We start from the raw sequence: 13,498 nt of genomic DNA, 5'->3' as shown, positions 1-13,498 counted from the left end.
TAGATACATTGCGCACCATCGCGGCGGCGCTGACCGGGCGCTGGATTCGAGGCAGCACATGAAAATCACGTACGAAGACGGCGAAGTCATCGCCATAGCATCGGATGATCATACTTTAATCGGCGGCCACCACCGCCTCGCGGTGGCGGCCAGCCTCGGTAAAAAACTGTTCTGGCGAGATACCGGCGAACCAGTGAAGCTTGATCACTTCTTCAGGCATTATGGAAGTTCTCTTCGACATACAGCCTGATCCGCCCGACGAGCGTTGTTCGGTACATTGCAACTACGCCAATTGCGGCGGGGCAGCTTTCATTTTCACACCCCATCGCTCTCCAGCGTATCGCCCTTCAGCGTCGCCCAATGCGATCGTGTCCCCTAGCGTGGTGTAACTGGCGGTGGGAGACCGCGTTCACCGGCAAGAGCCGGGCAGGTCAGCTGGCGATCGCCGGAAGGCTGACGGTGGGATCATCGCTCAACGGCGCGATGGTTTCCAGCGTCATGTAGCGGGCACGCTGGACGGCCCATTCATCGTTTTGCTCGAGCAGGATCGCGCCGATGAGGCGGACGATGGCATCTTCATTGGGGAAGATGCCGACGACCTCGGTCCGGCGCTTGATCTCGCCGTTGAGGCGCTCGATCGGATTGGTCGAGTGCAGCTTGGTCCGGTGCTGCGGCGGGAACGTCATATAGGCCAGGACATCGGTCTCGGCCTCGTCGAGGAAGCCGGCAAGCTTGGGCAGCTTGGGGCGAAGCTGGTCGGCCACCTTGCGCCACTGCGCTTGTGCGGCCTCGGCATCGTCCTGGGCAAACGCGGTGGCGATGAAGGCCGAGACGACGCGCCGCCCGCTCTTGCCGGCATGCGCCAGCGCATTGCGCATGAAGTGCACGCGGCAGCGTTGCCAGCTGGCATTGAGTACCTTGGCGACAGTGGCCTTGATGCCTTCGTGGGCGTCGGAGACGACGAGCTTGACGCCGCGCAGGCCGCGGCGAGCGAGCTTGCGCAGGAACGCCGTCCAGAACGTCTCGGCTTCGGAGGGACCAATATCCATGCCGAGAACTTCACGCCGGCCATCACTGTTGACGCCGACCGCAACAATCACCGCGACCGACACGATGCGGCCATTCTGGCGCACCTTCACGTAGGTGGCGTCGATCCACAGATACGGCCAATCGCCCTCGATCGGACGGGCGAGGAAGGCCTTCACCCTGTCGTCGATCTCGCCGCACAGCCGGCTGACCTGGCTCTTGGAGATGCCGGTCATGCCCGTCGCCTGCACCAGATCGTCCACCGAGCGGGTCGAGACGCCCTGCACATAGGCCTCCTGCACCACGGCGGTGAGCGCCTTCTCGGCCATCCGGCGCGGCTCCAGGAAGCCCGGGAAGTAGGAGCCCTTGCGCAGCTTGGGAATGCGCAGTTCGACCGCGCCGGCGCGGGTCTCCCAGATCCGGTCGCGGTAGCCGTTGCGCTGGGCCAGACGCTCCGGGCTCTTCTCGCCGTAAGCCGCCCCGGTCTGGCTTTCGACCTCCAGCTCCATCAGCCTTTGGGCAGCAAAGCCGATCATCTCGCGCAACAGCTCCGCATCAGGGGTCTTCTCCACGAGCGTGCGCAGGTTCATCATGTCGTCGGTCATCGGTGGTTCCTCGGTTGCGTTGGCGTGTCGCAACCCGATCCTACCGGAGAACTGCCGGTGGCCACCGCAAAGCCGCCCGCCCGCTACGGCGCTATTGGAGGCGCGCGTTCGGGCGGCTTTGCTCTACCGAGCTACACCACCACCGGGGACACGACCCCCAATGCTGGCATTGAACCAACATCGCTCCGGGTATTCGCGGTCGCAGGCGGATAAGAAAAATGCGTTATTGTCACACCATGCTGCGCGTCTTGGCAGTTTTTTCGATGACCCCGTAGGTTGGCACCGTAGGTAGGCGGTAGCGCACTCACTATCGAGCCAGAATTAGAGCGAAGCTTCAATACGATAGTCGTTTGAACGTGGAGGAGTGGATATCCCCTGAACGTCATCGGTCCGGCTTACAGAACACTTTTGAATTATTCCGGTTTGCTTCCAGACCACGAGTGGCAGAGCGGGGTGTTGTTGATGGCACGGACATAATACGTTTGCAGTTTGCACAACCCTCCGAATCGAGCCGCCAAAGAGTGCTCAAGAAGGTCATAAAAACGGGCGAGGATAACGGCGGCAAACGACGAACAAAAAACCCCGCCGAAGCGGGGTTGTTGATGCAATGTAACTGGTAAATGCTAGCCTTTAGCCATGCACTCTTTGACATACGCCCGCTTCTTCGACAGATGAAGCCCCTGCGCGGAAGCCTCCTTCTTGCAAGCCTTCTGCCTCGTAAGCCATTCGGGGTTCTGTGTGGCACTCCCAGCAAGTGCAGGCGTGGCAACGGCTGCTGCCAGCACGACGGCTGTGATAACGACAATGTATTTCATGAAATCTCCAAAGTGTGATGCATCAAGGACCATGTTAGGTTCGCTGCTCACGAAGGCAATGTAGAGGGCGCTCAAAATACCATCAAAGCGGTTCGTTTTATGAGCAAGGAGGAGGCCGTGTGACGAAGAACCATGCAACGGCTCGCTGCCTTCCGTCCTGATTGCGGCAAACCGCTGCGCCAAACCGCGCTCGCCCCGATTCAACCCTCCTTATAAAGTAGGCGATCATCTCTTCGCTATTTCGCTATGGCCCATCGCTACCGTTAATGCGGCGCAGCTAAATGTCGGCTGATAGGCAGACCGGAAGTTTGCGGCTGAGCGCCAACTTGGCGCTTTTGACCCTGATCGGACATTCGGGCTGATCAATATCTGAGGCGGGGTCCCTAGGCGCGGCCAAACGGCGAGACGCACCCGCAGCTCAGCTGGATAGAGCATTACTGGCGAGTTCGACGACGGCACCTCGCATTGTTGCCGGCTTTCCCGCAGCGAAGATGGCCGCCATTGCGGGGTTGCCCTCTGCTTCCAGGGCCACAATAGCTTGTAGGGCCCAAAGGTAAGACGCCTGAAAAATCTCCGTATGGCGGTCGAAGTCAGTCACATCGATCCCTAGCGGACAGGGCGGCCGTATTACCAAATCGAGTGGCCCAGTCGGTAACATATCGTAGCGCTGATGCGCCACAAGGCTTCGCCATAGCACGTTGACGGCACTCGGCGCGGCGGGAAGCAGCTTCTTACGAAACGGCATCAGCATCGCCGCGACCAGCTCGAGCCGTCCGGGTAACTTATCATACGCGACATCAAACAGCTCAGCCGCCGGCTCGCCGAAATGCACCACGAGGTTGGGTCCACTCTTTAGTTGATGCATCGGTGCCAGCGGCACATTATCGATCAAGCATCCATCAACGAGCATCGCGCCTTCTGGCGTGTAGAACGGCGGCAATAGTCCGGGAATTGCGCTTGAGGCACGCACCGCCTGCCACAGCGATCCCGAGCGTATCAATTCTAGATTATGGGTCGAAAGATTGGTTGCGACTGCGGCGAAAGGTCGCCAGCAATCCTCGATCCGGCAGTCGTGGCCGAATTGACGAGCGAGCGCCCGATCGAATGCTTTATGATCCAGCAAGGCGTAGCGCGGCCAGGTTGGCCGCCTGAAGCTGCGACTCGTGACGAAAATATCGTGCGTGCCGAGCTCAAGATCCTCTGCTTCGAGGTTCTTTGCGAATCCGGCCGCCATTGCAGAGCCGACGCTGGTGCCGATAAAGATATCGAATATCACGCCAAGCTCGCGGAAGGCCTTGTAGACCCCCACATGCGCCGATCCAAGGCTTCCACCGCCCCCAGCGACGTAGCCAATCGCGCGACCCGACAGGAATCGGACTAGACTGTCGAAATCAACTTGATCCCCCAGCGCGACATGGTGATGCATGAAGCAGGGCAGCCGAGCAAGCCAGGCCGCGGTTCCACTGACGTGACTGCTCCGTTGATCATGTACGCGGACGAGGCGTCGCGCCGACCTTGGGTGAACCTCGCAGGCAAAAGTCTCGACGTCCGTCAGGGGTCCCACCGGCGCATCGCCACGGCACCCGAACACAACCATGTCGGCCTGGCGGATGGCTTTGCGTGTCCAGGCATTGGCATCGTGATCTCCGAGGTAAACTACCAGCGGCGCGGCGTGTTCTAGCCTGTTGAGCCATTCAGCGACATCGGGCGCATCCGGGGCTCGCCCGGGAAACTTGGAATTGACGCGGGCGACATCGACGATCTCCGCATCCGTAGCGGCGAGCGCATCGCGCATTCGACGATCAAAGGCGCCAGGCAACAGCTCGCGTCCACCTTCGATTAGGGCCACCGTTCTGGCCCTTGGGGACGACCGAAGCGGCGCGAGGCGCGCCGTCTCCTTGCCAAAACGGAGCGCGAGCGCCGCAAGTACTGCCTCAACGATAGCGGGGGCGTCCCTGGCAAGCTTCTGGTAGGCTGCACGTGTCAGCACGAGCACACTGGTATCGCGAATGGCAATTACATTGGCAGTGCGCGGGACATTGGCAAAGAAACCGATTTCGCCAACCAATTCGCCGGCACGGAGCTCGGCGAGAGGTTCGAGCTCGCCATTTCGGCACACAGCTAGCGCACCGTGCAGCACCAAAAACAATGAGTCCGAGGAGCCCCCTTGGGCAACGAGCCTTTCTCCCCGCACCAGATCGAGGCGAACCATTGCGTTCAGGGCCGTGATCCGATGTTCCGGACTGAGAGTTCTGAACAGAGCGAAGTCTTCAGACACGTTCTCCGACGCAAATGTCCCGCTCGCTTCATTCATAGAGACATCCAGTTCGACTGCACGGCCTTGATGTTAATGCCGGGTCGCCTCGTCTGCCAGAATGAATATAAGGGTCAGCGCGTCAGCTCTTCGCAATGCATTTATAGAAGCACCGCAACATAGATTGTAGAGCTATCCTGCCTCTACGACGCTGCAAGCTCGAGGCCCCTTTCCACCTTCATAGACCTCCGTTCGCTGCGGCGCTTGAGTCCTTGAGTCTGGTTGTGGCCAGTATTGACCTCCGCTCATAAGGCCCGCGACGGTCGCTTCGGGGAGGTGAGCCGACCCGCGCCTGCAACCTGCGCGACGGCTGCCCTCGACCCCAAACGGACATCGGCGAGCCCTTCCAGAAAGGCCGTTTGAACGCTTATGATCTGGCTACAAAGGCCTGATATGCGGCGCCGCTGAGAATATATCAAATGCGCTCAGAGGTGTTGGGTGCGAGACCGCTCCACGCGCATCTGCAGACCGCACGGTTGAAGCAGTTTAGCTTCTTCGCAATAGGGAGTGCGCCGCATGAGTGATTTATATGGACCGGTCCATCGCGCGCTGCAGGAGCGCTTCGACACACGAAGACTTGCTGACGATGTCCAAAAACGTGTGGTGCTTACAGAAATTCCGCCGGAGCATAGGACGTTCATCGAAAGTCGGGATATGTTTTTCCTCTCGACTATCGATCATCAGGGCAGACCGACTGTGTCCTACAAGGGCGGCGACCCAGGGTTTGTTCGCGTTCTTGACAATAAGACGATCGCGTTTCCCTGCTACGACGGCAACGGCATGTTCTATTCAATGGGTAACCTGATGGGGAATGGCCAGGTTGGCCTGCTGTTCATCGACTTCGAGAGGCCGCATCGGGTGCGTCTGCAGGGCATCGCCAGTGTGGACGATGGTGATCCGCTACTGCAGAACTACGCCGAAGCCCAGTTGGTCGTGCGCGTGGCTGTGAGCGAAATTTTTCGCAATTGTCCGCGGTACGTGCATCCCTACACGAAGAGCAGGCCGTCGGAATATGTGCCGCGAGCGACATGCGAAACACCGCTAGCGCCGTGGAAGCGCGTCGATGATATCCAGGCTTCGTTGCTGGCTAAAGACCGCGCCCGCGTTGAGCGAGAAGGCGGTGTAGTGTCGCGCGCGGAATATGAAACGTATTTGGCCCACCTTAACAATCGCGAATAGGATCTTTTGTTTGGAATAGGCATACCATTTCCGTTCGTGGCCCTTCGAAGACCTCGGCCGTCAAGAGAACTTCTGCTTCGTGCCGAGAAGCGGACCAGACACTCGAATCAGCCGTCGTCTTTGCAAGTGCTGGAGCCGGGTCTTGAGCTCCCCTGCCCCATCAGCTCGAGATCCTACCGGATTCATTCGTGGTTTGTCGCCGTAGCTTCTCGAACTAGCGCGAAGTCCAATGTCAAACCATCATGCAACTTCAACAAGTTGCCCGGTCCTGGTGCGGAGGAGCGGTGATCCGTGGATTGCTGGAAAACTCCCTCGCAGTCGGCCGGGCTTCAGCGCCTCCAGTGGGAGGGAGCAGTACAGCACTTGTGTCGCTTGAGGCCTGGCGGGTGGCTCAGCGTACTGATGTTCCAGAGACCCATATTTCATAAAGCACCTTCGCCGTGATCATCTTAAGGGCGGACCTGCATTTACTGGCGAATTTCGGTCTTTAGAATTTGGGGATTTCGGTACGGCTAAGGCTCGGGTGCTCGGTGGCAGCTTTCGGTGGACGTCAGTCCGACACTGGTTGAGCATGGACAGGAGCCCTCATATTTTATGACTCGGAGCCTCAAATGTTTGAAATCGAGCGCACCTCCGCGGGGCTACAAATTGTGATCCCCGGATGCGAGCGGCGCACTTCGCCAAAATCCGCGACCCGCGTTGACGGAATTGGCCCGGGACTATTTCTATTCTACAAGCCGCCAAGCCTGCGGGAGAAACTTGAGCGTCGCGCGGATGCGCCTTTGCGGGCCAGTATGGGACAAAACGCATTGTCGAAAGGCGGGTTGTTCGGCGACTAAATGGTTTGGCGAGCCGCCATTCTACCAGGCGCAACAGCAGTTGTCCCAATCGAGCAAGAACCCATAGGATTCCAACTCACCGTCGTGAGCTGACATTCCCACGATTGATCGCCTTCTGCGCGATAGCGGGGGATGTCCCGATCGCTGTTGAACTACGTCGGGCCGACGTTGCGGGAATGAATGTTACGCGGCCCTCGTGACGTGGGCAACGGGCTTGATCGTCATGCGATTGTGGCGAGCTTGAAGGGCCGCACGCAGAACCGACAATTGCTTGTGCGCCTTCAATCGTCGGAAGCCCTTGTTGGCCTCGATCATGCCGGCCGCGACCCATCGCAAGGCCATACCGGCATCCCGCCAGCGTTTGACGTTGCGCGTGACGCGGCGAATGGTGCCCATCATGTTCTCGGCGATGTTGGTACAGGCGAGCGATCGACGAAGCTCCTTCGGCAGCTTCAACCGGACGACGGTCAGGATTTCGTCGAGGCCTTCGAGGATGCTGGCCGCTACGCCAGGCCATTGCTGGTCGAGTCGACGCGCGAGATTGCGGATCAATTTTTCAGCCTTGTCGGCGTCATCGAGCTCCCAGGCCTGGCGCAGCACCCGACGGGTGGCCGCATGGTGCTCTTTCGGCAGGCGTTCCATGATGTTGCGCGCCTTGTGGATCTGGCAGCGCTGGATCGCAGCGGCCGAACCGAAGGTGCGGCGGATCGCCTTCGACAACGCTTTCGCGCCGTCGACGATGAACAGTCTTGGCACCGCCGGGTCGAGCCCGCGCGAGACCAGGTTGTCCAGCAGGGCCTGAACCGTTGCGGCATTCTCAGTCGCCCCTTCCACCAGCGCCAGCGGATGCTTGTTGCCTTCGCCGTCAACCCCGATCGCGGCGACCAGCACGAGATCGTCGCCGAGATGCAGCCCGTCGATTTGGACCACCAGAAGGTCGAGCGCGGACAGCTCGGCAGCCATGAAGTCGGCCAGCCGCGCCGCCGACAGCGCTACGAACCTCCGCGAGGCCGCCGACTTCGAAACCCCCGATCCGGGCGGTGCCGGCACGTCACCCTCGGGCAGCCGGACAGCGCGGCCGAACCGGCGCGTCGACACATTGATCAGCATCAGGTTCATCGCCCAGCGACCGAGCCAATCCTCCTCCGCCGCCGTTTCCCAGCTCGGGATCGTGATCTCGCGGCCGTCCACGCCCCGGACCCGCGGGCGCTCGACCTCGATCTTGCCGCCGTGGAAGCCGATCCGTCCCCGCGCTCGGCCCCAACGGTGCGCCCGCCGCGCCGCGTCGCGACCGTGGCGCGGCCCGCAGGCCGCCGTGACATCCGCCTCCATCATCGTGCCAAGCGCCTCGATCCCTGCCGCAAGGCAGAACCGATCGAAGCTCGCCCGCACCTCTGCAAACGCTTCGTCCACAGCCCCAGTCGCCGGCGGACCAGCCGGTGTGATATCTCTCGTCATGGCGTTGCTCTCCTTTGTGGAATCAGCACCCCGAGCCTACCGGCTCAAGGCGGGCAACGCCGACCTCTTCAGAAATTCAACAGGACCCGGGACATCCACCGATAGCGAGTCATGCCCATTTGCCGTCGCGAAGATGACTATCCTCTTTCAAGATGTGCAAGGCTATCTCCCGGATGCAGATGTCTACCCGTCTCTCGCCAGAATACCGCGCTCATTTCTTCGACATGCTGCGGCAGAACGCCGTTGTGAAACGGCAGACACAACACTCGCGACTTCACCTCTTCCACATAAGGCGTCTCGCGAGTTGTATGAACCGGCCACCCCTTGTAGGGCCCGAAGTCCGTACAGATGGGATGGAAGTACTTTCTTGCAAAAACATTCTTCAGCTTTAGCTCAACGTAGAGATCGTCTCGTGTCCGCCCGAATTCTGTTGGATCAACGATCAAGTGATAATATTGCTCGGAATTCAGAACGCCAGGTTGTGCGTAAGGTGTCCTTATTCCCGGCAGGCCCTTGAGCATTTCGTTATAAGACCGGCGAAGATGCGCCCGCACCGAGCGTTCGGCGACAACCATCTTGAGATTGAGCAAGCCGATCGCACACTGCACCTCATTCATTTTCCCATTTATGCCGATCTCGACGACTTCCTCTTCATTCTTGATCCCAAAATTCCGCAAATAATATATTGCATCTCGATCTGCTTGGTTGCGGCTTGTGATCGCGCCACCCTCCATAGTGTTGAAGAGCTTGGTCGCATGAAACGAGAATACTGAAGCATCGCCAAAAGCGCCGATCGGCAGGCCGTTCACAGTCGAACCGAAAACGTGAGCAGCGTCATAGATCAAGCGCAGACCGTGCCGATCGGCGACACGCTGCAACCCATCAACGTCGCACACCGACCCATAGACATGAACCGCGAGGATCGCCGAGGTTTTCGGACTGATCGCTTTTTCGACCGAAGCTGGATCGAGTGTGAGCGTCGTCGGATCGATGTCGGCAAACACCGGTTTCAAACCATTCCATGAAATGGCATGCGGCGTCGCGGCGAAGGTGAGCGGCGTGGTGATCACCTCACTTTGCTGCGCCAAGTTCATCAGCTTGAGCGCGACAAGCAATGCAACAGTTCCGTTGTTGAAGAGCATCGCGCACGGAACGCCGAGATACTCCTCCAACGAGCGCTCCAAAGTTTGATGGAGCGGCCCATTGTTACTTACAGTTCCAGTCTTCCAAATCTGCTGCAAATACGGCTGAAGGTCATCGAGGTCAGGAAGGAGAGCTTTTGCGACATAAAGCGGCTCAAACATTTAGTCCCCCAAGACAATTCGGAAGCGCGCCCGTAGTGCTGTAACTCTGTCGCTTCAAGAACCCGTCGTACGCACGCAACAAATGATCTGTATCGGGATACTCAGTAAAAAGGATCCCGGCCCTGTTTCCTTGTCTTGCGAGAAGCTCATCGCCCATTTTTGCAATCGGAAAAAACGCGACGAATGGCGCCGATGGAAATGTGTAAAGACCGCCGAAAATCGACTTACTATCAGCTGTCACGGTGTGTCGAAGAATGTAGCGCCTGTTCATTCTACCCGGCGTGAACTCGTAACCTGCAGCGCACGCCGCATACTTCGCGGCATACGGATAGCCGGTCGCGTACTCAATCAAGAGCGAATATAAATCTCCGGGACATCGGCGGGTGACCTCTACAATGGATGGTCCCCCGTCGCTCATCAGAAACTGGGTATGCAGAAGTCCATCCTTCAGCTCGAGATGACGCGCGAGACGTTCAAGGCCATCAACAACGAGCTTGAATCCAGAGCTCTGCAGATCATCAACGACGTAGCTCGTGTCGACGGCATAAGGATTGGCCGACATACCTTCGCGGACGAAGAATACTTGTTCGAAGCTATAGGTCTTGAGGAACCCGCTGCAGCTGTAAAGAGGCCCATCTACCAACGTCTCAACAAGAGCCTCACCAGATCGACTTGCAGACTGAGCTGCAGCCAAAGCTGCCCGGAATTCGCCGACACTCTGTCCATCGAACACGGTGATGCCACGTCCGCTGAATGCATCAACGGGTTTGCAAATGTAACGCCCTTGGCGAGGGAACTGCGCGGCTTTTACCAATCGCGGAGCCGGCAGGTTTAGGAGCTCGCACACTTCGCGAAAAGTGCTTTTGTGCGACAGCGCGTAGTTGGCAGCAGCTGTGTCCAATGTGGTATTCTGACGCGAAACCTTCAAGCACGTCTCGAGTGAGATATCCGTGCACCCCGGCACAATCGCTTCGAATTTGAAGTAGTCGATCAATCGTTGCACGATCGCGGCGTCGCTGTAGTCTTCTTGAATCCACCGGTCCGCAGCCGCACGAGCCAAAAGATCATCGGGACGCTTACTTATCACCCATACGTCGTGCCCGGCTTCGATAAGCGCAGCGTAAATAGGCGCAGCACCGAATGCAGCATCTACCAAAAGAACTTTCATCCCCACGATTCGCCTGGTTATGAAGCGTCTGGCGCTATCTGCACAATCTCGCCGCTTGCGATCGAATCTTTCAGCGCTTGAACAACCAACATATTACGGTATCCATCTCGGGCCGACACGCGCGGCGACGCTTCGCCCCTTATAACATCTACAAAGTGATCGAGCTGCAGATGCAGCGGATCCGCACGATCGGTATTCTTCCTTTCAGATTGAAATTTACTCCACCAGGATGGCTCGGCGTTCTTCCTATAGAAACGAACGTGCATGCTCGGAAAATCTAACGAGCCGTTCGATCCGGCGAAGTGATAACAGTTGATATCTGGGTGGTGAGGGTAGCGAGGATTCTCCCCGCTTGTCATCTCCCAACTATTAGCACTAGCAGCAGCATCTGAGAGCAAAAACGTACCCAGCGCTCCATTTTCAAAACGCAAAGTGATCGCCACAGTATCTTCAACCTCGAAGCCGCGCATCTTGTTGGACGCATCGCCAAAAACACTGACGATCTCCCCAAAAAAGAAGCGCATCAACCCGACTTCGTGAATGAAATTTATCAGAATGGGACCGCCGCCGATGCGTGTCCGCCAGGGACCAGCTTCGAAGTAATCCTTTGGCTTGTAGAAGACGGCGCTTCCCTGCAGTGCGACGGGCGTCCCGAAGTCTTCCGACTGCAGAAACGACCGAGCTGTCTTCAGCAAGGGGCTGTACGTTCGGTGATGTCCGACTAGTACGGGTACGGCCTCGGCCTCAGCCTGCTCGGCAAGCCTTCGCGCTGACATCAGATCGTCCGTCAGCGGCTTCTCGATAAGAACCGGAATGCGGCGTGCGATACACGCTGATGCCTGTTCCGCGTGGTTGAGGTTTGGAGAGCTGATAATCGCCGCATCAAATCGCCGCGATTCAATCGCTTCCCCAACGCAGGAGTAGATGGGCACCCCCATCGAACTTGCGTACGATACGTTTTCTTCGCGGTCCGGTGCGACAACAGCTGCAAGGCTGCAGCCGGAATGCTTCTGCACAAGTTGTGCATGCTGCTGGCCGATCAATCCGGGTCCTGACAGCAGAAACTCGAGCGGTTGATCTTGGCGGCTTGATGTAATCATTCGACACCTAGAGCTTGATACCACCGTACTCGCTGGAAAGCGGCATAGGATAATAGTCGAAACGACGGTCCTTGAGCTGAAGTATGCGATTCAGATAATCTGACTTCGAGTAAAGCTGCTCGTAAATGCCCATCATCGACTTGTTCACGCTGTTGTAGAGTTCTGGTTGGCTCTCCAGGGTCCTGATGGTCATCACAATGTTGTCGATCAAATCCTGACTGGATGAAAAGAGATTCTTGAACTCTCGCATCTCACGGAACGGGAAGTACTCGTCGTTATATACGGCGAAGCCCACGCCCCCTTGATAGATCGGCTGCGCCAAGTAACCGTCAAAGCCCTCGCCGAATGTGAGAGAGAATCGACACCTCGTCGCGATATCCATGTATTCGTCAAATGTGATGCCACGGATCTCCTGCAGCCGGTAATCCGGCAGCCCCTCCTGCAAGGCAGCCAGCGCAGCTGCTCGCCAGGGGGCATCATCGGGTGAGTACAAAATCAACTTTTCCTTCTCAGCGAAGGAAATCGAATCATAGTTGCTGAGGTCCGTAAACGCGGGCAACAACATCGTAGGCAAATTGTAGCGATCAGCAAACGACTGCCCGAAATATGCGTGATGTGCCACCGACTGTGTGAGGCCATGACAGATAGCGCGGAGATCTTCGAACTCCTCTTTCTCCGGCATGACCTCCGTTTTTTGATTGAGGATATTTATGAAGAAACGCTGTCGGCTCTTGAGGTAAAACAAAAGGTCTGGATGTAAGCTTTCTACAAAGCTTGGCGCCGCGTATTCAGGTATCTGCAGATAAATTTCCTCGGCTCCATAACATCGCTGGATCTGCTCCAAGCGGAATACGTCTTCGCTATTCCGAAAATTGCGCTGCCTCGTGTACGTCACATCATATTTGTTCGGCCGGGTCATCAGAAGGACGTAGTAATCGTGCTTAAACCGGAGACCGTATAGGGCCCTGGCAATCGAGAAGAACGAGTAGATGCCTCCACTCATCTCATTGTGCTCGGGGACCACAATTACAAAGAGCTTTTTAGCCCTTTCTGCAGCGAGCGGGAACGTTTGATCTTGTGTCATGTGAAAAGCGCGCGCGTGCGCGGACGCGTTTCGATCGACAATTCGATCGACGAAGACTGGAGTTGTGGAGCCTAGGCGGCGCCCCTCCTTCATACCGTACTTTAAATAATGAAAGTACGGATTGATTCCGGCAGCGTTCACATCAGGGTTGTCCTGTAGATAGCCGCGCATGTCGAATCCCGGCGTTGGATCACGGCCTTCGCGCCAGCCGTGTCGCAGGAAGTGAAACAGGGGGATTATTCCCGCCGCCTTTACGTCCGGATTGGCGTTGCGGTACCAGTTCGAATCGAAATGAGGCCAAACCGCCAGCGCGTGACGCGCGAGCCGCACGCCACTCTTGAGTTTGCGGAACACTCCGTCCCCCTACCTGAATACAATGCGAGCGCAAATTATTCCGCTGGCGAAATGATCAGTGCTACTTCCATGATCATGCATCCTTCGCAATATCAATAATTGCTCTGAATACCGAAAGCTGCTCCGACCCGGGGTTATCTCAGAATTCGTGGGAGTGAGGTGGAGTCTGTGTCCGTGCAGCGCCCAGCTATCATACGGCGCGGGGGCCGAGCGCCGATCGGCGTTCAGATTTCACAACACGTATTTCGGACC

General features: G+C 57.6%; 11 protein-coding genes. 3 read left to right on the top strand and 8 right to left on the bottom strand.

Going from position 1 to position 13,498, the window contains the following annotated elements; translation table 11 throughout:
• Nucleotides 1-250: hypothetical protein (locus BRA1253DRAFT_RS42580; RefSeq protein ID WP_245286066.1), on the top strand; the 250-nt coding region annotated here is incomplete at its 5' end.
• Nucleotides 251-431: 181 nt separating this feature from the next.
• Here BRA1253DRAFT_RS42580 and BRA1253DRAFT_RS40340 read toward each other — a convergent pair.
• The 3 genes from BRA1253DRAFT_RS40340 to BRA1253DRAFT_RS40330 all read right to left on the bottom strand — a co-directional run bounded on the left by BRA1253DRAFT_RS40340 (nt 432) and on the right by BRA1253DRAFT_RS40330 (nt 4,760).
• Entirely contained in the window at nt 432-1,631 is a 1,200-nt protein-coding gene (locus tag BRA1253DRAFT_RS40340; protein WP_007603758.1) for an IS256 family transposase, read from the bottom strand.
• Between the two features lie 623 nt (nt 1,632-2,254).
• Complete coding sequence (locus tag BRA1253DRAFT_RS45765; protein ID WP_245286065.1) at nt 2,255-2,629, bottom strand: hypothetical protein; 375 nt, start codon at nt 2,627-2,629, stop codon at nt 2,255-2,257.
• Between the two features lie 235 nt (nt 2,630-2,864).
• Entirely contained in the window at nt 2,865-4,760 is a 1,896-nt protein-coding gene (locus tag BRA1253DRAFT_RS40330; RefSeq protein ID WP_007603756.1) for a patatin-like phospholipase family protein, read from the bottom strand.
• Nucleotides 4,761-5,276: 516 nt separating this feature from the next.
• On the opposite strand from BRA1253DRAFT_RS40330, the gene BRA1253DRAFT_RS40325 reads away from it, so the two are divergent.
• Both BRA1253DRAFT_RS40325 and BRA1253DRAFT_RS42570 read left to right on the top strand, forming a co-directional pair.
• Nucleotides 5,277-5,939: a pyridoxamine 5'-phosphate oxidase family protein gene (locus tag BRA1253DRAFT_RS40325; RefSeq protein ID WP_007603754.1), complete on the top strand. Its 663-nt coding sequence runs from the start codon at nt 5,277-5,279 to the stop codon at nt 5,937-5,939.
• Nucleotides 5,940-6,550: 611 nt separating this feature from the next.
• Nucleotides 6,551-6,778, top strand: coding sequence for a hypothetical protein (locus tag BRA1253DRAFT_RS42570; RefSeq protein ID WP_007603752.1), 228 nt, complete (start codon nt 6,551-6,553; stop codon nt 6,776-6,778).
• Between the two features lie 183 nt (nt 6,779-6,961).
• On the opposite strand, the gene BRA1253DRAFT_RS40320 is transcribed toward BRA1253DRAFT_RS42570, so the two are convergent.
• From BRA1253DRAFT_RS40320 to BRA1253DRAFT_RS40300, 5 genes are all read right to left on the bottom strand, one after another.
• Nucleotides 6,962-8,236: an IS256 family transposase gene (locus BRA1253DRAFT_RS40320; protein WP_007603751.1), complete on the bottom strand. Its 1,275-nt coding sequence runs from the start codon at nt 8,234-8,236 to the stop codon at nt 6,962-6,964.
• Between the two features lie 137 nt (nt 8,237-8,373).
• A complete protein-coding gene (locus tag BRA1253DRAFT_RS40315; RefSeq protein WP_007603750.1) occupies nt 8,374-9,540 on the bottom strand; it encodes a DegT/DnrJ/EryC1/StrS aminotransferase family protein in 1,167 nt (388 codons plus the stop codon).
• A complete protein-coding gene (locus BRA1253DRAFT_RS40310; RefSeq protein WP_007603749.1) occupies nt 9,533-10,708 on the bottom strand; it encodes a hypothetical protein in 1,176 nt (391 codons plus the stop codon). The genes BRA1253DRAFT_RS40315 and BRA1253DRAFT_RS40310 overlap by 8 nt, the downstream gene beginning before the upstream one ends.
• A 17-nt stretch (nt 10,709-10,725) precedes the next feature.
• Nucleotides 10,726-11,808 (bottom strand): Gfo/Idh/MocA family protein, encoded by a 1,083-nt coding sequence (locus BRA1253DRAFT_RS40305; RefSeq protein ID WP_007603748.1) that lies wholly within the window; start codon nt 11,806-11,808, stop codon nt 10,726-10,728.
• Nucleotides 11,809-11,815: 7 nt separating this feature from the next.
• Nucleotides 11,816-13,246, bottom strand: coding sequence for a hypothetical protein (locus BRA1253DRAFT_RS40300; protein WP_007603747.1), 1,431 nt, complete (start codon nt 13,244-13,246; stop codon nt 11,816-11,818).
• Nucleotides 13,247-13,498 lie beyond the last annotated feature (252 nt).

Origin of the sequence: Bradyrhizobium sp. WSM1253 (genome assembly GCF_000244935.1) — a bacterium.
In the GTDB taxonomy this organism is placed as follows: Bacteria; Pseudomonadota; Alphaproteobacteria; order Rhizobiales; family Xanthobacteraceae; genus Bradyrhizobium; species Bradyrhizobium canariense.
The sequence above is the reverse complement of the archived record's forward strand: the minus strand, read 5'-3'. Positions and strand labels throughout refer to the sequence as shown.

Bases quoted from the DNA above. Each gene is read 5' to 3' on its own strand.
- BRA1253DRAFT_RS40325 (WP_007603754.1), top strand. From the start codon at position 5,277: ATGAGTGATTTATATGGACCGGTCCATCGCGCGCTGCAGGAGCGCTTC.
- BRA1253DRAFT_RS40320 (WP_007603751.1), bottom strand. From the start codon at position 8,236: ATGACGAGAGATATCACACCGGCTGGTCCGCCGGCGACTGGGGCTGTG.
- BRA1253DRAFT_RS40340 (WP_007603758.1), bottom strand. From the start codon at position 1,631: ATGACCGACGACATGATGAACCTGCGCACGCTCGTGGAGAAGACCCCT.
- BRA1253DRAFT_RS40310 (WP_007603749.1), bottom strand. From the start codon at position 10,708: ATGAAAGTTCTTTTGGTAGATGCTGCATTCGGTGCTGCGCCTATTTAC.
- BRA1253DRAFT_RS42570 (WP_007603752.1), top strand. From the start codon at position 6,551: ATGTTTGAAATCGAGCGCACCTCCGCGGGGCTACAAATTGTGATCCCC.
- BRA1253DRAFT_RS40305 (WP_007603748.1), bottom strand. From the start codon at position 11,808: ATGATTACATCAAGCCGCCAAGATCAACCGCTCGAGTTTCTGCTGTCA.
- BRA1253DRAFT_RS40330 (WP_007603756.1), bottom strand. From the start codon at position 4,760: ATGAATGAAGCGAGCGGGACATTTGCGTCGGAGAACGTGTCTGAAGAC.
- BRA1253DRAFT_RS40315 (WP_007603750.1), bottom strand. From the start codon at position 9,540: ATGTTTGAGCCGCTTTATGTCGCAAAAGCTCTCCTTCCTGACCTCGAT.